The sequence below is a fragment of the Bacillus cereus group sp. BfR-BA-01350 genome (genome assembly GCF_022663775.1).
In the GTDB taxonomy this organism is placed as follows: domain Bacteria; phylum Bacillota; class Bacilli; order Bacillales; family Bacillaceae_G; genus Bacillus_A; species Bacillus_A paranthracis.
Window position 1 is genome coordinate 242,059 of record NZ_JAKUGD010000004.1, and the last position, 26,187, is coordinate 268,245.

Here is a 26,187-nt window from a genome sequence, read left to right on the forward strand (position 1 = left end):
TTTCATGCTCCCTTTCCTTCTATTAAATCATTCGCCATTTTCCTAAACTCTTGATTAAATGCATCATTCATACCATTTTGGACGTTAGAGAACAATATGACAAACGTTCTTTTATCCCAGTTAAAATTATTAAAAGTATTCCAGCCTGCTAATACCCCGTGGTTATGATAATAATCTGGATACGTATAGAAACTAAATCCATATTTTCTTGCAGGTGATGCAGTAAACATATCTAATACACTTTGTTTAGATAACAGCTTTCCATCCATTATTGCCTCATCTAATCTTTTCATATCTTCAACAGTTGTATACATTTCACCACACCCATACAACCAGTTCATTTTTAAGCGGGGAGCAGCTATTAATTCATTATCTTTTCTCGTATACCCTTCTGCTAAAAAAATATCTTCTGGGAGAGTCGCCCCCATTCCAGATTCATACATGCCAGCAGAAGTAAAAATATTTTCTTTCACGTATTCAGCGAGCGGTTTATTCGTAATTTTTTCTACAATATATGCAAGCACCATATAATTATAGTCTGTATATTTCCAGCCTGTCCCTGCAGGAAATTGCAATTTTTGCCCTCCAATCCACGTTACTAACTTTAAACGTGACCCTGCATCCACCCTACCTTGTCCTTGATCTGGCAAGCCAGATGTGTGTGTTAATAGATTTCGTAACGTAATGTTTTTATCTGCTGGAAACGATGGAATATACTTATTTACATTGTCCTCAATATTTAATTTCCCTTTTTCTTTTAGCTGCATAATAGATATTGCAACGACCGTTTTCGTAATAGAACCAATACGATATTTCGTTCTTGGCGTTGTTACTACTTTATCTTTCACATTCGCATATCCATAACCTTTTCGTAAAATCACATGATCTTTACTAGCTACAAGAACGCTCCCATTAAATCCTTTATCTTTTAAATATTCATCTAATTTACTAGCTACAACTTCATAGCGTTTTTTCTCAGTTGCATCAACTTCTTGCATATCGTCCTTTTGCTTACTATTTACATTAGAAAATGCCTTTATATCATATTTCTTACCTTTATTTGCATGTATTAGTGCAACGACACTCCCACAAAAAATAGCAAAAACAAAGAAAACGATTAACCATTTCTTTAGCATAATAGGAACCCTCTTTTATATAGTTTCACTTAACGTACATCCATTCTGTTCTATATCTTTTAATTTTCAAATATTTTATAATACTACCTATTATTCACCTAAATGAACTAGATTCCTTTTTCTCATATTCAGTTTTTGGCTACTCTCTATTGTATTTCTTTCTTGCAAAATTTCCACCCTACAATCGGATGCACCCTACTATAATTTCAACATATTATGTAACATTTGTTACACAAGATAAGAAACGGAGTTGTTACGATGAAAAACAGAGATAGAAACAATCGTTTAAATGATATGACGTTTCATTATCCTACAATAAAATATAGTTATAATTTAATATTAAGTAAAATAGATTATAACTTTAAAAGGAAATGATACTAAAAATTTTCAAACAAAATAAATCATGTAAATAACGATAAAGAAAAACAAATCATTATAGCTAAAATTACAGGCAATGAACTTCATTGAAAATGAATCTCATTTATACTTTGATTATACAACAAATAAAAAAAGAAATGTCGCTCACTCGGCATTTCTTTATATTTTCTTCATAAAAAATTTACATTGCTAACTTTCTTTTATTTTTTTGTTTTTTCTATATAAACTGACTGCCGAGATACTTAACAATACTACTATACATAACCACGCATACGTATACCCTTTCTCATCCACAATATAACCAAATAAAACAGGGGCAATAATAATTGCAATTTGATTTAATGTAAGTGCTACACTCACTGTTATTCCTACAGATTCTTCACTTGCCAATTCAGCAACTTCGGCTATAAAAAGACTAAACCATCCAATTGAAAAAAATCCTAACAATGCACTTACACTATACAAGATTCCACTCGTTATTGTATGTATATTCATTACTAACAATAAAATCAAGCCGATAGAAGCGCAGACAGCTATAAATAAAGGTATACGCCGATTCCCCTTATACAACACATCACTAATAGTTGCTAATGCAATACGACCAATCATTCCAGAAAAGAACATAACTGAAAATACTGTTCCGGCTACAATAGATGTAATCGATTGTTCCCCTGCTAAAAATTTCATGAAGTGTCCAACTAACACCATTTGTAATGAAATCATGCAAATACCCGTTATATAAATTGGATACAACTCTTTTTTGCATATCACTACTTTTAGCTCCATCCAAAAGGAAATTTTAATATGTCCTTTCCTCGCTTCCTCCTGAACATATGGCTCTTTATAAAACATAAAAAATAATAGCCCTCCAATTATACAAATGCATGCGATACTATTGATCGCGTAAGTCATATTATATTGTACGGTAAGAAACGGGATTAACACTCCCGCTAACGCGCCACCAATCGGTATACCAGCTTGCCTTATTCCCATCGCTAACCCACGATTTTCTTTTCGGAACCATTTTAAAATCACTTTACTTCCTCCTGGCTGGGAAACACTATAAAACATTCCTATTAATAAAAGTACAAATAATAACCCATTAAATCCACTTACTATATTAGTCAGTAAAAGCGAACTCCCTAGCAAAAATGAACTGATAGAAATTAATATTTTTTCATTATATTGATCAAGTAGCCGACCGACAAAAAGCATACAAAATAACGGTCCAACATTTACAACACTTACTAATAATCCACTCTCCGTATTCGTAAGTGCATATTCTTCTTTCCAAAATAAAGCGAAAACCCCGACACCATACGTTATAAGTGTCGCTGTTGTTTGAGCAATCGTCGCAACAATTAACATAACCCATTTATAAGTACTATTCACCCTTTCTTCAATCAACATAATAATCCCTCCCCCTTCCATTGTATGAAAGTTCTGATATCATATAAAATAAAGATTCATCATATAATCCATCAAAAAAATTGATACCTTTTTGGAGGAATGATACGTGGATATAAAAGATTTAACTGTATTTTACGAAGTCGCGAAGGAAAATAATATTTCTCACGCAGCAAAAAATTTGAACTACGTACAATCAGGCGTAACGATGCGTATGAAACAACTAGAAAATGAATTAGGTGTTCCTTTATTTTACAGAAACGGAAAAGGTGTAACTTTAACTTCTAACGGTGAGATTTTATTAACATATGCCAAACAAATTATCCACTTAATGGATCAATCTATAAAAGCGATTCAAAGTAATGGAACTGAACCAAAAGGCACTTTAAAAATTGGGTGTACAGAATCTACAACTGCGGTAAGGCTCCCCTCTATATTAACGGCCTACTATGAGAAGTACCCAGAAGTCGAATTGATTTTAGAAACAAATACGACTGAACAACTAATTAAGCTTGTATTAGAGCGAAAACTAGACGGAGCGTTTATAGCTGGCTCTACTCAGCATAATGAACTTCATACAAATGTATTTCGTAAAGAAGAATTGGTTCTCATTAGTAAAAAACCTCTATCCTCTCTTACAGACATAGAAGATATGAATTTACTCGCTTTTAGTCACGGGTGTTATTATAGAAGTTTATTAGAAGACTGGCTTCAAGAAGTGGGGATCTCCCCTAAACGAGTATTAGAATTCGGAACAATTGAAGCGATACTTGCCTGTGTAAAATCAAGTATGGGCGTAGCGATTATGATGAAATCAATTTTAAAGGAGCATGAACATGACGTATCATTCAATCCTTTACCAAATAGCTTCAAAAAAGTTCCTACTACTTTTATTACTAGAAAAGATATATTTCGCTCAGCTGCATTACAAAAATTTATGGAGATGACTCACAATGCATAAAAAGAAAATACGTGGGATGAAACGAAAAACAAACGCTATGATAAAACAAATTGAGGAACATACAAAAACGTTCCCTTCTACTTTCTATAACGATGAATATTGGTATATGCCTTTACCAGTTTCTCAAGCTTTTATCGAGTCTCATAAGACACCTAGAAAAGTAAAACGATTATGTATACAAACCTTAATAGATCGAGTAAATCATTTAATAAAAATAAAACCGAGTGATACACATACATATCGAGTTGTTACTATAATTTCTATAGAAAATTTATGGAGATCGCAAATTATCGTATTTAAAAACGATGACTACTTTCAAAATTTTTTCAATAGAAATAATGAATTTCAAACATGGATCCCTCTTTCAAATGAAATTAATTTTTGGGAAACATGGGGAATTTCAATTCGCCCTACTGCCCAACTGTTGCACTTTCAAGAAGTCATTTATGATGAAGATGCAATCGAAGAAAAAGAGATTTGGTTTATTGGAGAGTTATCTTAAAAGGGGTACTTTCAAATGAAAAGCTTCCCTTTTTTCACCTAACAAAATCACTATATAATGAATTTATCATTTTACTATATAGGAGGTTTTCACATGGTAATCCCTAAATATCCTGATGTCCCTACTCTTACGAAAAAACAAATCGATCAAATTACAGAAATCGCTTTTCTAAAAGAAATAACACCACAAAAATGTGATGCAATATTCGTTTTCGGCGGTTCTCATCCCGGCAATTGGCAAGCTCCTCTAGAAGCTTATCGACAAGGTTTAGGAAATAAAATTATCGTTACAGGTGGTACTAGTTTGCATGGCATGAAACATCCGAGCTGGAATTACGGGGATTTGTCAGATGCAGAAGTAATTGTAAATAAATTACTTGAACATGGCGTACCAAAAGATGCTATCCTATTCGAGAAAAACTCCCTCCATTCTATCGCTAATGTAATGGAAGCGAAAAAGATTTTTGATTTTACAAAGATTAATCAGCTACTATTTGTTTGCAAAAGTTTAGGCGCTGGTCGGCAATATCGAGTATTAAAAAAACATTTACCTAAAACTATTACGTGTATCCCATATACATTTGATACAAGTTTCGATGGTGAGTTTATCATTAATAGATATAATTGGATAGAAAATGAAAAAAGTCGCTCTATGATTTTTGGAGAATACTTGAGAAATGTTTGCTACGGTAGAAAAGGTGGTATTGAGCCACCTGAAAAAGAAGTTCAAGGCTTAGAAGAATATGTATTCTATTACTATAATCTAGCATAATAGAAAAAGGTATACCTAAAACACCGGTATACCTTTTTCTATTATGCTATCTCACTTATTTTTCTTTTAACACACTATGTAATCGATCAGGATAATTTGTAAACATTCCTGTAGCGCCCCATTTCATTAACAATCTCATATCTGGTTTCTCATTAATTGTATAAGGATGAATTAGCAATCCATTATTTCTAGCCGTTTTCATATATGACTCATCAATAATTAGTTCTCCGTTATCATTACGTAAGTTCGGTCCAATACCAACTGCATACTTTTTAATTTCTTGAAAATCTTCATTTGTTACACTTTTCGGTTCATGTGTAATGCCAGACCATTCAACAATCTCATTGTTTTCATTTGGATAATACCAAAGCAGTTGAACTAACGGAATATTTTCATTCATACTATGAATCTTTGTTAAACTATCTTTACTAAATGATTGAATCATCACACGGCTAGAAGACATGTTTTGACCTATTAAATTATATTTTTCTAATAAAGCTAATAATTTCTCTTCCATTCCTGGATACACATCTGGTGATTTTGTTTCAATGTAATACTTCATGCTTCTTCCGTACTTTTGGAAAATTTCTTCAAGAGTCGGAACTTTTTGACCAACGTACTCTTGCTTAGCCTTTTCTGGATACGCTTTATTGAACCACAATCCTGCATCTAAACTCTTTATTTCGCTTAACGTTTTATCTCGTACTTCACCTGTTCCATTTGTCGTGCGATCAACTGCTGTATCATGCATTGCAATTAATTGGCCATCCTTAGTTAATTGAATATCTAACTCCAAATAATCCGCTTTCATTTTTTTCACTAAATCATAAGAAGCAAAAGTATGCTCAGGTGCATGTCCACTTGCTCCGCGATGTGCAATATTTAAAAACTTATTCTTATTCCATTCATGCTTCCCTTCTGCTTTCGCATGAACAGCTCCCCCAGCAAAGATACTTCCCGTCATAAAGAAAATAACTAACATGCTAATAATTTTTCTCATCCTTCTAACCCTTCCTACGCTGCAAATTTCAACAAGTTAATGAGATTTACACGAAATAGAAGATATACTTTCATCATTTTTATAAGTTTATATTAAAATTCCAATCTTACAAATATAATTCCCCTATGTTATTACTATACTATTTATTTTCCATATCCCCCCTATTCACATGTAACTTCCTATTGATTACATTTCATCAATAAAAAAAGCCATAAATTATTTAGAGGACACTTCTATATCCCTAAATAAATTTATGGCTTATCTCAAATATCTCCGGCCTCGATTAACTTGTCGAAATTAATCATACCAAACCTATTAATATTTGTGAATATTATTTTTTCAGTAAAGTGAAGCATATAAAACAATATACTTCCATAGCTACTTAAAAACTACATAATAAATTACTCATTACCTTCTCCAGTATTACATCTGGATTTACCACTGCTTTTTCCGAACGCCATCCAATAAAGCCGTCTGGTCTAATTAATACAGTTCCTTCATTTTCTATCCCATATAATTCACGAAAAACATTTTCTTGAGCAATAAAATCTCCGCTTCCCCCTACTCGATACACATTAATATTTATCCCTAATTTAGATGAAACATCATATACAGCTTCAGCCCAAGAACTATTGTCTACTCCAGTAAGTAATACAAAATTGTTACCAAATAAGTCTAATATAGAAACTTCTTTCCCTTTATACATCCCCCAAAAATGCGGTGCTCGTGTTCCAGGTCTTCCATTCAAATCTACAATATCCATTCTATGTGGAGTGCCTGATTCATCTATTATTGCATCTGAACTATAATGATACCCAACAGTCACAGCTAAACCGTCCATATTATTCAGACTGCCTTCCTCTCTATTCGCAGCACGAAACAGTAAACTACTCGCATAATCTGTCGTTAATTTTGCAACAGGGTATCTCTCTTCATGATATGTTTCTAACAATTTCGGGTTTGCTTTTCCTTTTATAACAGCCGCTAATTTCCAAGCCAGATTGTGCGCATCTTGTATTCCTGTATTGGAACCAAACCCTCCAGTTGGCGGCATAATATGCGCTGAGTCGCCAACTAAAAAGATTCGATTATCTTGAAATTTTGCAGCAGTACTTTCAGTCGCTTCCCACGGTAAAACACTTACTATTGCTGACTTAACATTTGTGCTTCCAATTGCGGTTTGAATAATTTGTTTACAACGTTCTATAGTGAAATCCTCTGGTCGCTCTCCTTTTAATGGATCATAGGATACATGGTAAATCCATCTTCTTTCGTTATCAACTGGAATAAGCGCACCAATAACGTCTGGATGGAGTACCATAGAAAAACCAAATGCATCTCCTTGTATAAATTCACTTAAATCCGCTTCAAAATAAATATTCATATAATAACCACCAATTGTTCCACGGCCCTCGGTACTAATCCCTAAGTGCTCACGTATTTTACTTTTTGCCCCATCTGCTGCAATTACATAGTCACAATGTATGACACTTTCTTTTTCTGTTTCACGATTTCGAATCGTTGCGATTACTCCTTGCTCATTTTGTTCATAAGAAACCAATTCATGATAAAAAGATAATTCTCCGCCTAATGTTCTCGCTTCTTGTAACATCATCTCTTCTAAAGTAATTTGATAACAAGCAGTTTGTTTTGATGGACTAATCTCTTTTACTTTTCGAAGTAATTTTTCATCGTTTCCATACTGAGTCACCCTCAATTGTGCGAATTCTTCCTGATTCGCCTCAGCTATTGTATGAACAGCTATTCTTCCTCGGCAATTTTCTAATGTTTTACCCGCTGATCTAATTCTTTGTTCTAAACCTAATTCTCGAAATAACTCCATCGTACGAAAAGTGATTCCACCTGCTTTCGGATGAATGGCAGTAGACGGATGCCTTTCAATAAGCAAGTATTCAATATTATGTTTTGCAAGGAATAACGCAGACGCTAATCCTGATAATCCCCCTCCAACAATTAAAACTGGTACATAATTCAATTCCATATACTTATCCTCCACATCATTGTTCTGAGCTCAGTGACATAAATATAATCAAAAAAACAACAAAGATATAGACTTATATTTCATTTTAAATTATCATATAGATAGATTACGCCCCAAATTACTTTTACTTTTTCATACATCTATAATCTGCTTGAATTATGCATGTATGAAAGAGTAAAACAAAACAACTCACTTCAAAATAATAAAAACATGATAAGCGGTCGTAACCCAATAAATTATATAGGGTTACGACCGCTTAATTTTTTGTGCAATGACTTAACCATCCTCATCTGTAAACAACGTATTATTAAGCCTTTTCTATCTCCTACCATTTTCAACTCATAAAATTTCATTCGTCTCGATTTTCTTTCCCAATATTGCAGCTCATACAACAATCATGTAGCATTACCTTATCGAAGTAATGGTCCATCATCTTAAACCTTTCGACTAATTTCCAGGAGGTAAAGTGATTGAAATGAATAAACAAGAACAATTAAATGTTATAAAAAAAGATTTTATTGATTCTCAAAAAGTATTATTAGCAATTGGCGATGAAACACGTCAAGCTATTTTGTTAGTTCTCATGGAAACGGAATGTCAAACAGGATTACGTGTAGGTGAAATTACGAAACAAACACACCTTTCTCGACCAGCGGTATCACATCACCTTAGAATTTTACGAGAAGCCGGTATTATTTTAATGCGAAAAGAAGGTACAAAAAACTTTTATTATATTGATATACGTACAAAATTAAGTTTATTAAAAAATCTTGTATTAGATATCGAAAAGCTATTGCACAACTTTTATTGAAATGTGGAGGTATAAGAAATGAAAGCGATGATAATTGATAAGTACGGAAAAGTCCCAATGCGTATGGCCGAGGTACCTATTCCTGAAATAAATGAGCATGAAGTGCTCGCAGAAATTCATGCAGCTAGTATTAACCCAATTGATTTTAAAATACGCGATGGAAAAGTAAAGGTGTTACTTAAATATGAAATGCCCCTAATCCTTGGGAATGACTTTGCTGGTGTCATCATAAAGGTTGGATCAAAAGTAACTCGTTTTAAAGTCGGCGATGAAATATATGCACGTCCAAGAAAAAATAAGATTGGTACTTTTGCGGAGTATATAGCCATTCATGAAGATGACATAGCTTTAAAACCGAAAAATTTAAGTTTTGAAGAAGCTGCTTCAATTCCACTTGTTGGCTTAACATCCTATCAAGCATTACATGACATTATGCAATTACAAAAAGATCAAAAGATTTTAATTCACGCTGGATCTGGTGGTGTTGGTACTTTCGCAATTCAGTTAGCAAAAATAATGGGCGCTACCGTTACAACAACTGCTAGTGAAGCTGGTTCCGATTTAGTAAAGTCTCTTGGAGCAGATCAAATTATTAATTACAAAACAGAAAAATTTGAAGAAATACTAAAAGATTATGATGCAGTATTTGATACCATTGGTGGTACAACACTTGAAAAATCATTCAATATTATAAAAAGCGGCGGCAACATTGTTTCCGTTTCAGGAATGCCAAATGCTCAATTCGGTAAAGAATTCGGTTCAGGATTTTTCAAAACACTCTTATTTTCATTAGCAAGCAAAAAACTTACTGCACTTGAAAAAAAGCATAATGCTCAATATTCATTTTTATTTATGAAGCCAAGCGGCGATCAATTACGCACTATTGCAAACTATATTGAAGCTGGCAAAATCAAACCGGTAATCGATCGCGTTTTTCCTTTTGAGGATGCTCAAAAAGCAATGGAATATTCAGAGGCTGGAAGAGCAAAGGGGAAAATAATTGTAAAAATGAAATAATAATAAAACCTCCATTTTCTTAAAATGGAGGTTTTAAATTTGCTGTTAAATAGACATAGTGTACTGAAGTCCTTACAATAGATTGCAAGGGGAAATATCATATTATACTTTTAGCTAATTTTACAAAGAATACATACGTACAAATACATAATAAAAAAATAAACAAGGAGGAGATAAAATGACTAAAAATAATGAAGCTGGTTGGAATTTAGACCATAGTTATACGACTTTACCACAATCATTTTATACAGAAATGCCCCCTACTCCCGTAAGTTCACCGGAGCTAGTTAAGCTAAACCATTCACTTGCGATATCTCTTGGCTTTAATCCTGAAGAATTGAAGAAAGAAGCCGAAATCGCTATTTTCGCTGGTAATGCACTCCCAGAAGGAGCTCGTCCATTAGCTCAAGCATATGCCGGTCATCAATTCGGACATTTTAATATGTTAGGCGACGGTCGTGCTCTTTTAATTGGTGAACAAATGACTCCTTCAGGTAAACGCTTTGACATTCAACTAAAAGGTTCTGGTCCTACTCCGTATTCACGCCGCGGTGATGGTCGTGCTGCACTCGGTCCGATGCTACGTGAATATATTATTAGCGAAGCTATGTATGCACTTGATATTCCAACTACCCGCAGTTTAGCAGTTGTCACAACAGGTGAACCAACCTATCGTGAAACAAAGTTACCTGGAGCTATTTTAACTAGAGTAGCAAGCAGCCATATACGCGTCGGCACATTTCAATATGCTGCAGCTCGCGGTTCTATCGAGGATCTTCAATCACTAGCTGACTATACAATAAAAAGGCATTATCCAGAAATTGAAGATCATGAAAACCGATATACTGCATTGCTACAAGAAGTCATTAAAAGACAAGCAAGTCTTATCGCAAAATGGCAACTTGTTGGATTTATTCACGGCGTAATGAACACTGACAATATAACGATTAGCGGTGAAACGATTGATTACGGCCCTTGTGCATTTATGGACAATTACGACCAAGGAACTGTATTTAGCTCCATTGATACACAAGGTCGCTACGCATATGGAAATCAACCATATATGGCCGCATGGGATCTCGCGCGACTAGCTGAATCTTTAATACCAATCCTACACGAAGATGAAGAAGAAGCATTAAAGATTGCTCAAGACGAAATTTCAAAATTTAGCGTACAGTATGAAAACCAGTGGTTCCTTGGAATGAAAAAGAAATTAGGACTATTTAGCAGTGAGGAACAAGATCAATCACTTATTGAGCAACTTTTAAAAATGATGGAGAAATTTAAAGCGGATTACACAAATACATTCCGTTCATTAACTCTTAATACGTTAGAAAATACCCCTCTATTCGATAGCCCTGAATTTAAAGAATGGTACAAACTGTGGCAATCTCGATTAGAAAAACAAGATGAATCGCAAGAAAATGCCTACGAAATGATGAAAAATAATAACCCATCAATCATCCCAAGAAACCATCGCGTAGAAGAAGCACTAGAAGCCGCTGTCACAAATGGCGACTATAGCGTAATGGAAAAACTTCTTGAGGCTCTAGCAAATCCTTATGCGTATACTACAGATCAAGAAGAATACTGCGTTCCACCTGCGCCTACGAATCGTCCTTATCGTACTTTTTGTGGGACTTGATGGTTTAATATGTAAAAAAGGTGTGTTCATACAAATTGTATGAACACACCCTTTTTTATATTTTCACCTCTCAACTAGAAATTTAAAATGCCCCCTCCCCCGACACCTTTTCTTTACTCCAAAACAAATTAATACTATTCCAATCGGCTTACTGAAAAGTTTGTTAAACAAATATTGAGAAATAAAAATCTTATTTCTAAATATTGTTATTTTTGATACTATATTTTATAAGAATATTCAAAAAGCGAGGGGATTTCATGAACGTTCAACTACAAGGTAATGAACAAATTACAAAATTATTTAATGATTGGTATAGAGTAATATCGCAACATCAAACTATTCAAGCAACAAAGATTAAAAATGATATTGAGGATAAAATCTCTAGTTCTGAAAAAGATACTAATCTACTATTGTATTATTCACTTTTTAATTTTAGATATGAAGTTTTAACGGATGGTTTAAATATTACTAAAGATGCTTTTAATAAAATTGATATTTATCCAATACCCGAAAATAATTGTCTTGCTTATTATTATCACTTCTTCAAAGCCATTCATAACACCATTCTTGCAGACTATAATGAAGCTAAAAATCACTTCGAGAAAGCAGAAAAACTTTTAAAATATGTACCTGAAGAATTAGAACTTGCTGAATTCAATTATCGTATCGCCTCTTTTTATTACCAAATATACAACCCATTATTAGCAATCAACTATATACAAAAAGCTAAAAAAGTTTTCTCTACACACTCAGGATATGAAGTTAATTTAGCTGCATGTGACAATGTTTTCGGGCTATCTTGTCTAGATTTAAGACAATATGAACAAGCTGAAGAAAGTTTTAACTCCGCTATCGATATTCTTAAAAAGAAAGGCGAAAAATCATTACTTTTACGTACAAGAAATAACATTGGTTTACTGTACGCAAATCAAAATCTTTCTTCTTTAGCAATTCGTCATCTATCCGAAGTTACTGAAAGTATGCCGAATCATTTTAAAGCTCTTTATCTACAAGCAGATGAATATTTGAAATTAGGTGAAAAAGAATCTGCATCTCAATTTATTGAAAGAGGTTTATTCGTCTGTAACAAACTAGAAATTAAAGAATATCAATATCGATTTAAAATCTTAGACGAGCTTTGTAAAGAATCAAATACAATTGAAATAGAAAAAGTAGTTTTAGCAGGAGTTTCTTATTTCGAAACAGAAGAGTTATGGGAATGCATCGAAGAGTATACAGAAAGAATAGCAAATAAGTTTTATGCAGAAGAAAATCACTTCAAAGCAAGTAAATATTTTTATTTAAGCAATCAAGCACGTAAAAAATCATTAGCTAAAGGGGCGTTAAAATAATGAAAAAAATTGGTTTAACACTATCGGCAGTAGCATTGACATTAATTTTGAGTTTTGGATTTAGTCATAATTCCAAAGATGTGTCCTTAAATAAAGGCGATACATGGTCTCCAGCATACGGGCTTAAACAAGCATAACAAAAATTCGTGCTAATAATTAGCACGAATTTTTAATTTATATAAATTTAACGCGCACATCCTTTATATAATCGTTAATCTTTCATCAACCCTGCAATCGCCCTACTCTCCTCACTACCAACTTTCTCAAGTTTCTCCACAACTAATTTTCTTCTTTCCACAGAATGATTTTGACTTAACTTCGCTTTTCCTTCTATTTTATTTATCTTTACTTTGAACCCAACTATTCCCTTACTTAATCCTGCTATATAATTCGGGTCTACATCATTAAGTGAGTAGGCGCTCTCTGGATCTTCATACTTATGTACTAACTCTTGAAGAGAATCTATTAATTCCTGTTCATCTTCAACAATTTCTAATTCACCATATACATGCACTGCAACGTAATTCCATGTTGGTACTGCATTGTTTGTTTCATACCATGACGGAGAGATGTAACTATGTGGTCCTTGAAATATAGCTAGTACTTGCTGATTCCCAATATCTTTCCACTGTTCATTCGGCCGTGCGAAGTGACCATGTAAAGTAAGGGTCTCCCTATTTAATAACAAGGGTAAATGCGTTGCATATGGTTCCCCATTATGTTGAGAAAATAACGTTGCAAAGCTATTTTGTTCCATTATTTCGTACTTCATTTCTTCATCTTGTATTGCGAAATATTTTGGTATATACATAAACTCCCTCTTTTCCGGTCTTTTATTTCTCATTATATTTAAGTCTTGTGGCATTCAACAGGGCCAGTTTGTATTTGTTTTATAATGGCAGCGTTCTATTTCAAAAGAATAGGCAGCATGTATTCCATGCCGCCTTAGTTTATCTTTTCTAATATATTTGTAATAAATGCTGTCTTACCTTCACTATAGCTCGTTCTACTTTTTGTCTCTCTTGCTAACTCTTCCTTTAAATGTCCATATTCAACAGCAACATCTTCATGTTCACGAAGATAATCCCGAAACGCTATATGTCTTCTTAGCTCTTCACTTTCTTTATCACACACATACAAATGATGTTCCATCCAATCTGTACTTTCTCCGTCCCACGGAACGAAAGCGTCCTTTCTGCCAAACGCCTCTCTCCCTTTGTAGCTCCATTCTGCCTGATGATAGTATCCTATCGCTTCAAGCTTTGTTACTACTTCAGGAAAAAAAACATAATCTTCTATTACGATATCAATATCTAATATTGGTTTTGCTGCAAGCCCTTTAATAGATGTACTCCCAACATGTTCAATGGATAAAATACTGTCTTCCATTACATCGTTAATGAGAGTTTGTAACTTATTAAATTCACTTTCCCATTTGATGTTATACTCTTTGATAGTAATTCTCTGTTTCAAAGTATCCCTCTCCTCAAAAGCAACTATAACCTCTGAATATGAGTATCCTTAAAATCCGTCTCATATTTCAACCCATATCCAAACATTCGATCCATTCCAATATGTGCTGTCCATATTAGGCCTATCATAATAACGGTATCTATCTTAAAATAAACACCAATGATAACAATTAATATCGATATGATATATGTGTGAAATAAATTATAAATGTTAGCCCCAACATGATTATTTATACCATACGCTAACATTGATAAATCCGGAGCTAAAAGGAACAGAAAAAATATTATCCAACTAAATTCATATAATGAATACGCATAAATCGCAGCTATGAAAACAACTAGCCCTTCAAAATGTACAATACGTTTTTGCATTCTTTATCATTCCTATTTTTCTATATTTACCGATAAAGTTTCATCACTGAAAGTATCCTTTGCATTTTTTGACCAGATGGTTGCTAAAATCGGTCCTGCAATGTTATGCCATACTGCTGCTAACACACTTGGGAGGGCGGCAGCTGGTCCAAAATGTGCTGTTGCTAGCGCAACACCTAAACCTGAATTTTGCATTCCTACTTCTATTGAAATAGCTCTTCTTGTCCCTTCGTCTAGTCTAAGTATGAATGCTGTTATATATCCGAGTAAAAAACCGAAAGCATTATGGAGCATAACGGCAATAAAGATAAGAAGGCCTGAAGAAGTAATACTACTTACATTCGCTGAAACAACTGCAGAAACGATAATGATAATTGCTAAGACCGATATTAAAGGGATAACGGTCATTCCTTTCGTAACAGTTTTAGGGAATAACTTCTTCACTACTAACCCTAAAATAATAGGTATGATAATGACTTGTACGATAGAAAGAAACATAGACATAGGATTAACCGGCATCCATTGTCCTGCAAGTAATAGTAAAATAAGAGGTGTAGCAATTGGTGCTAGTAACGTTGATAATGATGTCATTGCAATAGACAGCGCTAAGTTCCCTTTCGCTAAATAAACCATAACATTTGATGCAGTGCCACCCGGTACTGAACCGAGCAACACTAATCCAGCTGCTAATTCGGCTGGCAGATTCATAACGTAGGCTAGTACGTATGCGACAAGTGGCATAATAATAAACTGAGCACATACACCGATAATAACTGGCAATGGTTTTGTAGCAATAATTTTAAAATCAACAGCCTTTAATGTTAACCCCATCCCAAACATGACAACCCCGAGTAAAATCGTTATGTAACTATTTAACCCGAGAAATGGAGCGGGAATAAAATACGCAATAGTTGCAATACAAATAACCCAAAATGCAAAATACTTTCCAGCTATATTACTTATCGCTTCTAGTACTTTCACCCCATCATCCCCTATCCTTTAACTGAAAAACTTTATTCGGATTCAAAATATTTTGCGGATCAAGAGCTTTCTTTATTTTTTCCATTACGAGTAATGCCGCCCCATGTTCTTCTTCCTGATACTTCCGTTTTCCAATACCAACGCCATGTTCCCCTGTACATGTTCCTCCTCGTTTAAGAGCATATAGAACGATACTTTCATTTATTTCATCTGCTTTTTCCACTTCTTCTTTATCGTTTGGATCAACCATTAAGAGCACGTGGAAATTCCCGTCTCCTACATGACCAAGAATACCACCAACAAGCCCAACCTTATCTAATGTATCTTTCGCATGTTGAATTGCCCCAGCCAATTCTGAAATAGGTACACATACGTCTGTACTCATAAGCTTTTTACCAGGATAGCTATGAACGTAAGCGTATGCTAGGTTATGCCGTGCATCCCATAATTTATTTCTCGCTGCAGTTTCCGTTTCAAAAGCAACTTCTTTACATTTATGATCAAAAACAATTTCTTTCGTAAACTCAACATCTTGCTTTAACCCTGCTTCATTACCGTGAAACTCTAAAAACAATGTAGGTTCTTCTCTGTAACTTGTTTCACTATAATGATTGACTTGTTTCATAGATAGTTCATCAACGAGTTCAATTCTCGCAATCGGAATACCCGCTTGCAATATGTTAATAACAGCTTCTACTGCATCATTTATAGTTGGAAACGATGCTCTCGCGGCCATAACATGCTCTGGTATGCCGTATACTTTTAATGTTAACTCTGTAAAGCATCCAAGCGTACCTTCTGATCCTACGAAAACACCATTTAAATGGTAACCTGATGACGACTTCACAGCTAAATTCCCAGTATGTATTACTTCTCCATTAGCAAGAACGACTTCTAAATCACGAACTTGATCACGCATAACGCCATATTTCACGGCTGTCGTTCCACTCGCATTTGTAGCGGCCATTCCACCTAACGTTGCATCTGCTCCTGGATCTACACTAAAAAACAAACCGTATTTCTTCAATTCTTTATTGAGCTGAGAACGAGTCACTCCTGGCTGTACTTTCACCAGAAAATCTTTCTCTCTTATTTCAAGAATTTTGTTCATTAATGAAAAATCAACCGTAATTCCTTTTTCATAAGGAATTACATGTCCTTCTAAACTAGAACCTACCCCAAACGGAACGACGGGTGTCCCGTGCTCACTCGCTATTTTCATTATCGCGCTAACCTCTTCTGTCGTTTTCGGAAAAACTACTACATCAGGTAAACTACTGGCATGATAAGATTCATCTTTACTATGTAACTCTCTTACTGTCGTATTGATTACTACTCGATCTTCGGGAAGCACACCCTTTAATTCATTTACTAAACGCTCTACTGTTATTTCCATCGTACACTCTCCTACTTTCTATAAATTTGAATTACAAAATATGTTAAGTATTTTATACATAATAATCCGAAAAATTAAATAATTCAAGTTTTATACATATGCAATTCGTTTCATACTGTCGAATAAACGAAAAGAACTTGCAATACCTATCGCAAGTTCTTTTCTATAAAACTACATTTTAAACGACTTCTTTATTAACAACATAAACCAAATTAAAGTAAATGCCATCAGCGAATGAGAAAAACCAACAATATAAGTTAATCCTTTAAAGTCCGCTCCATTTAACTGAAGAAGCCCTCTTGCTGCTAGCGAACCTAACATTAAAATTAATGCGATATTATGTACAACAAACCACTTATTAAAACTTTTCGCTTCATGAAACGCGAATACTTTTGCTAATCCTAAAGCAATTAAAAAGAAGAAAAAGCCGAGTACAAGTGTATGTGTATGTAAAAGGTTTAACAAAGTAGATCCTACAATCCCTTTATACTTTCCATACTCCCTAGCGAAAATCCCTGATAATAAACCGATAATCAAATACGTAAACGATGCATTATATAATTTCTTCATTATGTACCTCCTTGAGTAGAATGTGTAGTGTGTCATATTTAGTAATAATGATAGTTATATAGTAAAAACTCCTAGTCACCTAGGAGTCATTGTATAAGCATCTCACTCTTTACAATCAATTCTAATTATAAAATATCCCTTTATACAAAACAAACGAACTTTATGTGAACAATCCAGGCTCTTTTAAAATATGTTGCGATTTTGTATTACACAATCCATACTAATGATTATAAATGTTAAAGGTGGTGCAGTAGATTGTGATAGTTCTTGAAACGGAACGACTCGTTCTTCGCTGGTTTCATATAAAAGATGCTCCATTTATTCTCGAGTTAGTAAACGATTCTGCATGGATTCAGTATATCGGTGATAAAAGGATTAAAAACTTAGAAGATGCAAAAAAATACATCTTAAACGGACCCGTTGATATGTATAATAAAATGGGCTTCGGCCTTTACTTAGTAGAACGAAAAGAAGATCTCACTCCGCTCGGTATGTGTGGCCTTATTAAAAGAGATTCATTAGAAGATGTTGATATCGGCTTTGCCTTTTTAGAGAAATTCCGTTCGAAAGAATATGGCTACGAGTCAGCTTCTGCTGTAATCGAATACGGAGTACAAAAACTAGGTCTGAAACGAATTGTAGCCATTACTACTACTGATAACATCCAGTCAGGAAAGCTTTTAGAAAAAGTAGGATTGAAGTTCGAAGAGATCATTTCGAACTCAGGGGAAGATTTAAAATTATTCGGCTATAACGCGTAAAAAGATTTCGAAAGAAAAACCCTTGATTTATCTACGCTAAGCAGAAAATCAAGGGTTTTATTTATGTTCTAAGAGGCGTAATGATCAAATAGCATGCTCTTCAATATGTAAATCTGTTTCGTGATGTAGTAAACCATCAATGACATGAACGGCATCCCTAGCATTCGGATTAATCACTTTTGTATGAAAGCTAGAGAATTGATCACTCATAAAGCGATAAAGTGAAACTTTAATTAGTGGGGGTTTTCTTCATCCCCCACTGATTATTAGCCTTCACCAATCGGACTTTAATGGTAGCACCTTTACCTGTTCCGTACTGTGGATTTGCGTCTGCATGTAAAGATGAACCCCCCATTTGCATGCCCATCCCATCTGAAGACGAAGTGGTACCATCTCCCCAATAAGAAGCTAAATCTAGTTGGTGCTGGTAATTTACTAATGTTGCTTGTGCCTTATTCATTGAATCTTCACCACTCGTTTTTTATCGGACTTCTTTTTACTGTACTTTTATTTTCTTTATGAGTTATTAGAAAAATAATTGTCTATATAAGTCTTTATTTTTTCAAAATCCTTTTCCATAAATAAGTTTGCTGGTACTTCAATTATTGGAAGATTATTTTCATTATCAAAAGGTGGACACGGTTTGGGAACTACCAAATAGTCAACTGAGTTTTTATCCCTAATATAATTAATCGAAACATCATAATACTCAGAAAAATATCCCTTCAAATCATCCTGATTCCTTAAAAATGGTAGAGAAAATATTGAACCATAATTTATACCAGCGTCGACAATTAATACAAAGCATATTTTTTTCATGATACACCCTCCTCGTATAATAAGTTTTAAGTTAATAACTGTTCCTTGAAAATTAAATAGTTTTTATCTTCAAGAGCTACATCAAAAAATGATGTATGGGTAAAATTTAGTCTTGGATACCAGGGGGTTTCCCTAAATAATGGAAGTACAGAAATGGATCCATCGGGAATATGCTTACTCCTCCTGTAGTTCGAGCACGTTAAAAGACTGCGACCTAGACCAAAATGCACTGCATACGCACAAGCTGTATCGGTTTCCTTTTTCTTTATATTCAATTAAATTATATCATTATTTTACATAAATTTACAGACTTTGTTTTTTATTTTATTGGCAAACTTATGCTTAGCGTGAATTGGAGTGCTTTGGATTGAATTAGCGGTGCCTCGTCAACGTTGTACACAGTGCAATTATACATTTACTTTTGATTACGGGTTAGGGCTGATTCACTCTTCAACAGCCTCATTTCGTCGTGAAATTGTACAGCGTTGTAAGGGGCGCGCTTTGTCAGATGTTGCCTGCGAATATAACTTGCCTTACACCACGGTAGAGCGCTGGTTTTATTGGTATGCACCTGAAGATGAAATAGCTACTCGAATTTGTGTAGATGAGTTTGCGATTCGTAAAGGGCACACGTATGCAACAAGTGTGCTAAATGCAGATACAGGGCGTGTTTTAACTGTCGTTCCAAATCGTAATCAAGAGGCAATCGAAACAGGCAAAAAGACAATTAGCTGATTGGATAAAACGCTATCAATTCCATGTTTGCGGTGCGGTTGCGAAAATTGTGAAAAGCTTCGTATTACGTGAGAAAGCGATGCTCGATACAATTGTGTCACCTTTATCCAATGGAATCATGGAGGGAACAAACAATAAGATTAAACTTATCAAACGGCGTGGGTTTGGCTACAGAAATGATGACCATCTTTTCTTGCGCATTCGCTTAGAAACAGAACGTTGATTTTATCAACCCCATCTTTTGGTGATGATCCTTTCATATCGCATTTTTGGTACTTTATAGAAATAATTCTTCCGTTTATAAATTTATTATATTAATATATCAAATAAAGAGGTGAGAATAAATGGGACAACCACTATTTTTATTAGTTCTTCAATTCATTGCATTTATATTAATCATTTGTATCTTATATGGAATCTTGTACAATACCGTATTGAAATTAAATATGCCTAAATGGACTGCACATATGGTAGCTACATTATTTTCTCTTGGTAGTGCCTATCAAGCTTTTGTAAATTTTTTTGTATAACACGCAACAAAAAGGTCGCCACTCACGGCGACCTTTTTACTATTTCACTTCTACCGTATAATTCCCTGTTCCCCCGCCATACTGATACACATGTAAATAATATTTCCCTGGATACGTGTAGTAACTTCCTACTAACTTATTCCCTTCTTGCTGGGCATACGTAACATAATTATTTAAATCTGCTTCCGAATAAAGAACCCAGTTTACTCCAATATTATTTTCCTTCGTTACATTAATTTGCAGGTTTTTCGCCGTTTCCACATTTATTTCAAAGTAATCACTCGTATCACCGTTTCCTAAACTAGCACGTAAAACTTGATTGAATTGCAGTTTATTTGCTGTCTGGAATGAGTTATTCGGCTCTTTTTCCACATTGTTATCTTCTTTCTTTTGAACCGTTACATTCGTTGTAGCAGTATTCGTTAATCCTTTGTCATCTGTTACTGTTAATTTCGCTGTATATGTTCCTTCTTTTGTATACACGTGAGTCGGATTTTGCTCATTACTTACTGCTCCATCACCAAACTCCCATTTATACGAAGTAATTTTCCCATCTTCATCTTTTGATCCATCGCTTTTAAACGAAATTGCTTCATTTACATTTCCACTATAGGGCCCATTTATAACCGCAACTGGCGCTTTATTCACAGCACCTTCTTCTGTATTAATCCCATGGAATACAACATCATACTCAAATTGTCCTGCTGCATTCACACGGTAATTTACGAAATAAGCTGTTACTGTTTTATAGCCTGTCCATTCTTTTGCACTTAAACGTTTTAACGTATCATTTACGTTTTGTGTAATTGATTTCCAGTCTTCATATTCTCCTTTTGCAGTCGTACCTGTATATGTTCCTTGTAGTGTAAATGTATGAAAGAACTGTGATTTGTTTTTCTTAACTGATACATTACTTAATTTTGCTTCTGCTGTAATTTCTGCTGCAATATCTGAAACTGGTTTCGGTGCATGAGTTGCTAAATAATCATCTGATACTAATGGAACATTATATTTCTCACGGTTATCTACTAACATTTGCATATAGTCTTGATACTCTTTATTTAAATTCGCATCTTTACTTAAAGCAGAGCGGTATGCATCATATGCTGTTACATCATTTTTCCTAATAAGATCATGAATTTTGTCAAACATATCATATCTCTTATTGTACATGTACGATTGTAAAGCGAAGGAATAATTATAGAAATCCCACGTTCCATATTTTGCGTTTAACGTTCTCTCTGCTGTATAACGTTCTGCTGGATTTGAAGATATGCCTCCTATAATACTCTTTCTCGGTACAACATTATCTGTTCTCGTTGCACCTGCAAAAAACTCCGCATTCCCTTCTTCAAACCAAGATAATCTCTCATTCTCATACATCTTCCCTTGTCCCCAAAGTCCTGGCACTTCATATCTACCTTGTAAATAATGCGTGAACTCATGTCGGAACAATTCTTCCAAACTATAAATGCTTTCTTCTGGCGTACGTTCATAAGTAAAGAACGTACCTGTTCCTTCTATATAAAGACCGCCGTTATTCGTTTCATACCCGTATAATTGACGGTTAAATTGATATTCAGCTGGGCTATTATAAATAACCATCGTTAATACATCATCAGGATTGCCTTTTTCTAACGGCTGGTCACTTTCAACCGTACGATGGAATTGTGCCTTCACTTCTTTTGCCGCCCAATATAGACGTTTTACTTTTTCCTCAGTCACCTTATCTCCAGCTTTTAACACAATTGCTCCATCATCGAACGTATACGTTTTCGGTAAATATTTTTTCTTACCATCTTCTCTTATTTGATCTAGATCAACCACTTTACCATTCGCATCTTTCCCGCCATAATTCGTCGCAATTTGCTCAGCAGCTACGAAATATTGCTCACCTAAATACGGATAGATTTTCATGGCATCTGTTACAACCTGTAATCCTTTCGTTTCTGTACTATGGAACGTACCAAGTCTACCTGTATAATAAATACCATTATTAATTAACCAACCATTTTTCGCTGTCACCGTTCCAATTAAGGCAGAACGACTTAATTCATTAATATAGCTATCAATTTTTTGATACCATATTGTATCTTTCGGTGCTTTTCTCGTATCGTACAAATACGATTGAATATCGTAATCAACACCTTGCATAATATCGTAAATCGCATTTCCAGCTGAAAGATTATCTACCAATGTAGAAAAATTATCATTATATTGTTTAAAAATCTTTGCAGCTGATGTGATCGTTTCCACATCACTTGAAGCATTTCCAATTAATTTTCCATATGATGAGACAACTCTATTTTGTTCTAACGTACCTAGTTTAAAATTCGGGTTATTCGCAATCGTTTTTAGTGCAGGTAAGCATTTATCATGATAGCTTCGCTCATTTAGTTTACTTAATTCTGTATGATAAAATCCTAAATAAAAACCAGATCGTAACACCTCTACTAAAGTCTCAATCCCTTTTGAATCATCTTTCGTATAAGCTTGTCCTTGCTGGTTCAATTTATCAATAATTGCCTGCATTCTACTATCATTTTGATAGAATGCAAGACTATCCTTATTAAACTGAAATAGCCCAGTAATTTGCTCCCAATCAATTGTTACAAGTAAGTCCACTAACTGCTGATTGCTCAATTGATTTAATTCAGCAATTGTATACGTTTTCGCTACAGCTAATTGCTTACTTTCCTTTTTCACTTCAGGCGGTCTTTGTGACAAATCAGCAAATTGTAGCCTTTTCTCAAAAGACTTATTTTCCAACACTTTTGATGAATGAGCTAATTCTTGCACTGGTAATTGTAAACCAATCGGCTCCATTTTGAGCACATTCCGATATGAAACTTGCTCTCCCTTTGTACCTTCTGCCAATGCGTCCCCTTGAAAACTCCCTAACATGAAACTAGCAAAACTTACCCCTACTAACACTTTTTTTGAATAGCCTTTCATGCTCTCCCCTACCTTACATTTTTTAGTGTACCGCACCATTATTTTACTATTTTTACTTTTTATACTGTATTGAGAAAAAATAAGGTAACGTTCACACATGTATCCATACCATGCAAAATTAACACTTGACTTTATGTGCGTTTTATATCAAAAAAAGATAGATAATAGCGAAATTCCCGCTACATCTATCCTCGTTTTCAAAACTATGATTTTAACTTTATGAATGTAACTTCTGGTAATGTTTGCATATGCTGAATAAACTCATTCTTTTCTTCTGACGATATGTTTTTCAGTTGCATCCCTACCTTATAAACAATTTCTATCCCTTGCTGTGAAGCTTCCACTTCATATGAAAGTATTGGAATGCCTTTCATATGAAGTGTTTCTAATATTTGTTGTACTGCTTCACGTTTATTTATACACATTTGCACCATTATATTTTGCGGAAATAAAAATTGCACCTTAAAAATACGACTTACAATCTCTAAACCAATTAAAACAAGAATCGTCGCTCCAATTCCTACTACATACATACCAGCACCAATTGCTAATCCAATTCCTGCTGTAGCCCATAAACCAGCTGCTGTCGTTAATCCTTTCACCGCCTGCTTTTGAATAATAATTGTACCTGCACCTAAAAAACCTACTCCACTAACAACTTGCGCTGCAATACGACTCGGATCTAGTGCCATATGTTCTTCATTCATAATATCTGAAAAAGCATATTTCGAAACGACCATTATTAAAGCACTCCCTACCGCTACTAGGAAATGTGTTTTTAAGCCCGCTTCTTTTGATCGAATTTCCCTTTCAATACCGATTATTGCTCCTAACAAACCAGCAACACCGATTCGTATAATGAAATCAATATTTACACTCACGAGCCCTTCCTCCTTTCATTCATTATAGATAGATAAAATAAAAATTATCACATACATCCATTTATCGATATGAAGGAATTTTACTAAAATACACTTAATACCTAGGCCGTTTTATGTTAATATTTTAAATATTGACATAAAATAAATAACTTCTAATTTTAAACATCCAATCATTTTCTTGAAAAAACAAAGGTGGATAACATGAAATGAGGTTGAGAAAATTAAGAAAACGCTTTCATTTTGTGTCGTAATTTTTTTATACATACTACATAAATAAAGGAGCTTACTCACAATGAACGTCTCTTTGCTTACACCTACTACCGATTTACAAGACGAATACTTAGATTTTTATAACGAATGGAAAGATGGCGGTGAAACGATGATTCCGTGGGTTATTTCAAAAGACCCTTCTAACTTCCCCGCTATGGTGCAAGAACTACTCGATGCACATAACGGAGTAAACCTTCCTGAATCTTGGGTACCAGACTCTACATATTGGCTCGTTACAGATAATAATAGAATTGTAGGAGCTGTTAATATACGCCATAGTTTAACCGAACATTTATTTAACGCTGGCGGCCATATCGGTTATGGCATTCGCCCTTCTGAAAGAAGAAAAGGTTATGCTACGAAGTTATTAGAATTATCCCTAGAAAAAACTAAGAAATTAAACATCACGAGAGCACTTGTCGTGTGCGATGAAGTAAATACTGCTTCAGAAAAAACAATTTTACATAACGGCGGGGTTCGTGATGATGATTTCATTGAGGAAGATGGGAATGTAGTAAGACGTTTTTGGATTGAGCTATGATGAAGTCCTCCAATGAAAATAATCTCGTTATAGAGAAGGATAGTAAAAATAATGAGCTACAAGTAAAACAACTTATTGATTTATACAATGAAGAATCGTACGTATTTCACTTATTACGAGATAATAAAACAAAATGTGCGTATGTTGCCTACTATAAAAAAGATGTAGTAGGCATCTTTTTCACCTGGGGCAGTAACTTCCATCCATACTGCACATACTTTCGAATATATACGAATCCTTTCTATGCAGAGCTACACATTGAAGAATTTTTATTAAACGAGATTCAAAAGCGAGAAAACTTTAAACTCCCATTACAAACCTCTATATGGGAAACATCAGCTCATTTAAAAACGTTTTTTGAAGAACATAATTTTACGGAAATTCGAAGAACATATATGCCGATATTAGACTTACAAAAAATAGTTTCTATCGATATAGTCCCTAATTCAAATTATCATGTACAAACTTTATCGAACATCGTATCAAATAATAATTTATTAGAAAAACTAGCCTACTTAGTAAAAGAAAATTATGAGCAAACCCACCTAGCAAATCCCGTTGCCTCATTCCCACTACAAACTTGGCAAGAGATGGTTTTAGCTGATGACGTACTACTAGATAGGAGCTTTCTCATTATAAATGAAGAGCATCAAATTATGGCATACTCTTTCCTCCATACATCAGAAAAGGATAATACGGTAGAACTAGGATGGTGCGGAACTCACACGAAAGACGATTTATCCTTACTGAAACTGCTCGTTTTCGAACAATTTATGTATGCAAATAAACACGGCTATTCTTTCATTCAAGGTGAATTCGATTCAACTAGTATATATGCAATGGAAATCTTAAAATCCTTTCCTTTTAACCCTTGTCCTACTTGGATTACGTATCAAAAAGAAGCGAGAAAGTGATTATACAC

At 34.4% G+C, this 26,187-nt stretch carries 27 protein-coding genes and 2 pseudogenes; 15 read left to right on the plus strand and 14 right to left on the minus strand.

Annotated elements, in window-relative coordinates:
• Positions 1–2: 2 nt before the first annotated feature.
• A complete protein-coding gene (locus tag MR147_RS11865) occupies positions 3–1,136 on the minus strand; it encodes a serine hydrolase domain-containing protein (protein ID WP_242304269.1) in 1,134 nt (377 codons plus the stop codon).
• A 355-nt stretch (positions 1,137–1,491) separates the two neighbouring features.
• Between MR147_RS11865 and MR147_RS27250 the strand changes: the two are divergent.
• Positions 1,492–1,604 (plus strand): annotated as a pseudogene (locus tag MR147_RS27250) (ABC transporter ATP-binding protein).
• A 99-nt stretch (positions 1,605–1,703) separates the two neighbouring features.
• On the opposite strand, the gene MR147_RS11870 reads toward MR147_RS27250, so the two are convergent.
• A complete protein-coding gene (locus MR147_RS11870) occupies positions 1,704–2,924 on the minus strand; it encodes an MFS transporter (protein WP_139302736.1) in 1,221 nt (406 codons plus the stop codon).
• Between the two features lie 106 nt (positions 2,925–3,030).
• Here MR147_RS11870 and MR147_RS11875 point away from each other — a divergent pair, with 106 nt between their 5' ends.
• From MR147_RS11875 to MR147_RS11885, 3 genes are all read left to right on the plus strand, one after another.
• Positions 3,031–3,882, plus strand: coding sequence for a LysR family transcriptional regulator (locus tag MR147_RS11875; protein ID WP_242304271.1), 852 nt, complete (start codon positions 3,031–3,033; stop codon positions 3,880–3,882).
• Positions 3,875–4,384, plus strand: coding sequence for a DUF3916 domain-containing protein (locus MR147_RS11880; RefSeq protein ID WP_242304273.1), 510 nt, complete (start codon positions 3,875–3,877; stop codon positions 4,382–4,384). The genes MR147_RS11875 and MR147_RS11880 overlap by 8 nt, the downstream gene beginning before the upstream one ends.
• A 93-nt stretch (positions 4,385–4,477) precedes the next feature.
• Positions 4,478–5,155 carry a YdcF family protein gene (locus MR147_RS11885; RefSeq protein ID WP_242304275.1) on the plus strand — a complete coding sequence of 226 codons (678 nt, stop codon included), beginning with the start codon at positions 4,478–4,480 and terminating at the stop codon, positions 5,153–5,155.
• 55 nt (positions 5,156–5,210) lie between these two features.
• Here MR147_RS11885 and MR147_RS11890 read toward each other — a convergent pair whose 3' ends face one another.
• Entirely contained in the window at positions 5,211–6,155 is a 945-nt protein-coding gene (locus tag MR147_RS11890) for a glycerophosphodiester phosphodiesterase (protein WP_242304277.1), read from the minus strand.
• Between the two features lie 382 nt (positions 6,156–6,537).
• On the minus strand, positions 6,538–8,157 hold the full coding sequence (locus MR147_RS11895; protein WP_242304279.1) for an FAD-dependent oxidoreductase: 1,620 nt from the start codon (positions 8,155–8,157) through the stop codon (positions 6,538–6,540).
• A gap of 466 nt (positions 8,158–8,623) precedes the next feature.
• On the opposite strand from MR147_RS11895, the gene MR147_RS11900 reads away from it, so the two are divergent.
• The 5 genes from MR147_RS11900 (at position 8,624) to MR147_RS11920 (ending at position 13,119) form a co-directional block, all read left to right on the plus strand.
• A complete protein-coding gene (locus MR147_RS11900; RefSeq protein WP_000571881.1) occupies positions 8,624–8,968 on the plus strand; it encodes an ArsR/SmtB family transcription factor in 345 nt (114 codons plus the stop codon).
• An 18-nt stretch (positions 8,969–8,986) separates the two neighbouring features.
• On the plus strand, positions 8,987–9,985 hold the full coding sequence (locus MR147_RS11905; RefSeq protein WP_242304281.1) for an NADP-dependent oxidoreductase: 999 nt from the start codon (positions 8,987–8,989) through the stop codon (positions 9,983–9,985).
• A gap of 178 nt (positions 9,986–10,163) precedes the next feature.
• Complete coding sequence (locus MR147_RS11910) at positions 10,164–11,630, plus strand: protein adenylyltransferase SelO (protein ID WP_242304283.1); 1,467 nt, start codon at positions 10,164–10,166, stop codon at positions 11,628–11,630.
• 257 nt (positions 11,631–11,887) lie between these two features.
• Positions 11,888–12,982, plus strand: a complete 1,095-nt coding sequence (locus MR147_RS11915) for a response regulator aspartate phosphatase (protein ID WP_242304286.1) — start codon at positions 11,888–11,890, stop codon at positions 12,980–12,982.
• Positions 12,982–13,119 carry a Phr family secreted Rap phosphatase inhibitor gene (locus MR147_RS11920; RefSeq protein ID WP_242304288.1) on the plus strand — a complete coding sequence of 46 codons (138 nt, stop codon included), beginning with the start codon at positions 12,982–12,984 and terminating at the stop codon, positions 13,117–13,119. Before MR147_RS11915 ends, MR147_RS11920 begins: the two co-directional genes overlap by 1 nt.
• A gap of 74 nt (positions 13,120–13,193) precedes the next feature.
• Here MR147_RS11920 and MR147_RS11925 read toward each other — a convergent pair whose 3' ends face one another.
• The 6 genes from MR147_RS11925 to MR147_RS11950 form a co-directional block, all read right to left on the minus strand.
• Positions 13,194–13,793, minus strand: coding sequence for an FMN-binding negative transcriptional regulator (locus tag MR147_RS11925; RefSeq protein WP_242304291.1), 600 nt, complete (start codon positions 13,791–13,793; stop codon positions 13,194–13,196).
• 134 nt (positions 13,794–13,927) lie between these two features.
• The gene (locus MR147_RS11930) at positions 13,928–14,455 is read right to left on the minus strand and encodes a GrpB family protein (RefSeq protein WP_074609580.1); all 528 of its coding nucleotides are present in this window, start codon (positions 14,453–14,455) and stop codon (positions 13,928–13,930) included.
• A gap of 23 nt (positions 14,456–14,478) precedes the next feature.
• Positions 14,479–14,826 carry a DUF4260 domain-containing protein gene (locus MR147_RS11935; protein ID WP_074609582.1) on the minus strand — a complete coding sequence of 116 codons (348 nt, stop codon included), beginning with the start codon at positions 14,824–14,826 and terminating at the stop codon, positions 14,479–14,481.
• 12 nt (positions 14,827–14,838) lie between these two features.
• A complete protein-coding gene (locus tag MR147_RS11940; protein ID WP_098946505.1) occupies positions 14,839–15,807 on the minus strand; it encodes a bile acid:sodium symporter family protein in 969 nt (322 codons plus the stop codon).
• A 4-nt stretch (positions 15,808–15,811) separates the two neighbouring features.
• Positions 15,812–17,203, minus strand: coding sequence for an FAD-binding oxidoreductase (locus MR147_RS11945; protein ID WP_242304294.1), 1,392 nt, complete (start codon positions 17,201–17,203; stop codon positions 15,812–15,814).
• 171 nt (positions 17,204–17,374) lie between these two features.
• Entirely contained in the window at positions 17,375–17,773 is a 399-nt protein-coding gene (locus MR147_RS11950) for a DUF2871 family protein (RefSeq protein ID WP_044793331.1), read from the minus strand.
• Between the two features lie 257 nt (positions 17,774–18,030).
• On the opposite strand from MR147_RS11950, the gene MR147_RS11955 reads away from it, so the two are divergent.
• Positions 18,031–18,534, plus strand: a complete 504-nt coding sequence (locus tag MR147_RS11955) for a GNAT family N-acetyltransferase (protein WP_242304295.1) — start codon at positions 18,031–18,033, stop codon at positions 18,532–18,534.
• A gap of 93 nt (positions 18,535–18,627) precedes the next feature.
• On the opposite strand, the pseudogene MR147_RS11960 reads toward MR147_RS11955, so the two are convergent.
• Positions 18,628–19,003 (minus strand): annotated as a pseudogene (locus MR147_RS11960) (Tn3 family transposase); the annotation flags it as partial.
• A gap of 47 nt (positions 19,004–19,050) precedes the next feature.
• Positions 19,051–19,353: a hypothetical protein gene (locus MR147_RS11965; protein WP_000717617.1), complete on the minus strand. Its 303-nt coding sequence runs from the start codon at positions 19,351–19,353 to the stop codon at positions 19,051–19,053.
• 357 nt (positions 19,354–19,710) lie between these two features.
• Between MR147_RS11965 and MR147_RS27165 the strand changes: the two genes are divergently transcribed.
• From MR147_RS27165 to MR147_RS11980, 3 genes are all read left to right on the plus strand, one after another.
• Positions 19,711–20,088: a transposase gene (locus MR147_RS27165; RefSeq protein WP_242304297.1), complete on the plus strand. Its 378-nt coding sequence runs from the start codon at positions 19,711–19,713 to the stop codon at positions 20,086–20,088.
• A 4-nt stretch (positions 20,089–20,092) separates the two neighbouring features.
• A complete protein-coding gene (locus MR147_RS11975) occupies positions 20,093–20,311 on the plus strand; it encodes a transposase (RefSeq protein WP_396022888.1) in 219 nt (72 codons plus the stop codon).
• Positions 20,312–20,432: 121 nt separating this feature from the next.
• Complete coding sequence (locus MR147_RS11980; protein ID WP_242304300.1) at positions 20,433–20,618, plus strand: hypothetical protein; 186 nt, start codon at positions 20,433–20,435, stop codon at positions 20,616–20,618.
• Between the two features lie 39 nt (positions 20,619–20,657).
• Here MR147_RS11980 and colA read toward each other — a convergent pair whose 3' ends face one another.
• Both colA and MR147_RS11990 read right to left on the minus strand, forming a co-directional pair.
• Entirely contained in the window at positions 20,658–23,573 is a 2,916-nt protein-coding gene (gene colA, locus MR147_RS11985) for a collagenase ColA (RefSeq protein WP_242304301.1), read from the minus strand.
• 203 nt (positions 23,574–23,776) lie between these two features.
• Positions 23,777–24,454 carry an MgtC/SapB family protein gene (locus MR147_RS11990; RefSeq protein ID WP_074540689.1) on the minus strand — a complete coding sequence of 226 codons (678 nt, stop codon included), beginning with the start codon at positions 24,452–24,454 and terminating at the stop codon, positions 23,777–23,779.
• A gap of 292 nt (positions 24,455–24,746) precedes the next feature.
• On the opposite strand from MR147_RS11990, the gene MR147_RS11995 reads away from it, so the two are divergent.
• Together MR147_RS11995 and MR147_RS12000 are read left to right on the plus strand one after the other, a co-directional pair.
• A complete protein-coding gene (locus MR147_RS11995; protein WP_242304303.1) occupies positions 24,747–25,265 on the plus strand; it encodes a GNAT family N-acetyltransferase in 519 nt (172 codons plus the stop codon).
• Positions 25,262–26,179 (plus strand): GNAT family acetyltransferase, encoded by a 918-nt coding sequence (locus MR147_RS12000; RefSeq protein ID WP_242304305.1) that lies wholly within the window; start codon positions 25,262–25,264, stop codon positions 26,177–26,179. Before MR147_RS11995 ends, MR147_RS12000 begins: the two co-directional genes overlap by 4 nt.
• The last annotated feature ends 8 nt before the right edge of the window (positions 26,180–26,187 follow it).

Bases quoted from the DNA above. Each gene is read 5' to 3' on its own strand.
- MR147_RS11865 (WP_242304269.1), bottom strand. From the start codon at position 1,136: ATGCTAAAGAAATGGTTAATCGTTTTCTTTGTTTTTGCTATTTTTTGT.
- MR147_RS11880 (WP_242304273.1), top strand. From the start codon at position 3,875: ATGCATAAAAAGAAAATACGTGGGATGAAACGAAAAACAAACGCTATG.
- colA (WP_242304301.1), bottom strand. From the start codon at position 23,573: ATGAAAGGCTATTCAAAAAAAGTGTTAGTAGGGGTAAGTTTTGCTAGT.
- MR147_RS11915 (WP_242304286.1), top strand. From the start codon at position 11,888: ATGAACGTTCAACTACAAGGTAATGAACAAATTACAAAATTATTTAAT.
- MR147_RS11945 (WP_242304294.1), bottom strand. From the start codon at position 17,203: ATGGAAATAACAGTAGAGCGTTTAGTAAATGAATTAAAGGGTGTGCTT.
- MR147_RS11920 (WP_242304288.1), top strand. From the start codon at position 12,982: ATGAAAAAAATTGGTTTAACACTATCGGCAGTAGCATTGACATTAATT.
- MR147_RS11935 (WP_074609582.1), bottom strand. From the start codon at position 14,826: ATGCAAAAACGTATTGTACATTTTGAAGGGCTAGTTGTTTTCATAGCT.
- MR147_RS12000 (WP_242304305.1), top strand. From the start codon at position 25,262: ATGATGAAGTCCTCCAATGAAAATAATCTCGTTATAGAGAAGGATAGT.
- MR147_RS11965 (WP_000717617.1), bottom strand. From the start codon at position 19,353: ATGAAAAAAATATGCTTTGTATTAATTGTCGACGCTGGTATAAATTAT.
- MR147_RS11895 (WP_242304279.1), bottom strand. From the start codon at position 8,157: ATGGAATTGAATTATGTACCAGTTTTAATTGTTGGAGGGGGATTATCA.
- MR147_RS11885 (WP_242304275.1), top strand. From the start codon at position 4,478: ATGGTAATCCCTAAATATCCTGATGTCCCTACTCTTACGAAAAAACAA.
- MR147_RS11870 (WP_139302736.1), bottom strand. From the start codon at position 2,924: ATGTTGATTGAAGAAAGGGTGAATAGTACTTATAAATGGGTTATGTTA.
- MR147_RS11925 (WP_242304291.1), bottom strand. From the start codon at position 13,793: ATGTATATACCAAAATATTTCGCAATACAAGATGAAGAAATGAAGTAC.
- MR147_RS11950 (WP_044793331.1), bottom strand. From the start codon at position 17,773: ATGAAGAAATTATATAATGCATCGTTTACGTATTTGATTATCGGTTTA.
- MR147_RS11910 (WP_242304283.1), top strand. From the start codon at position 10,164: ATGACTAAAAATAATGAAGCTGGTTGGAATTTAGACCATAGTTATACG.
- MR147_RS11905 (WP_242304281.1), top strand. From the start codon at position 8,987: ATGAAAGCGATGATAATTGATAAGTACGGAAAAGTCCCAATGCGTATG.
- MR147_RS11980 (WP_242304300.1), top strand. From the start codon at position 20,433: ATGGGACAACCACTATTTTTATTAGTTCTTCAATTCATTGCATTTATA.
- MR147_RS11995 (WP_242304303.1), top strand. From the start codon at position 24,747: ATGAACGTCTCTTTGCTTACACCTACTACCGATTTACAAGACGAATAC.
- MR147_RS11890 (WP_242304277.1), bottom strand. From the start codon at position 6,155: ATGAGAAAAATTATTAGCATGTTAGTTATTTTCTTTATGACGGGAAGT.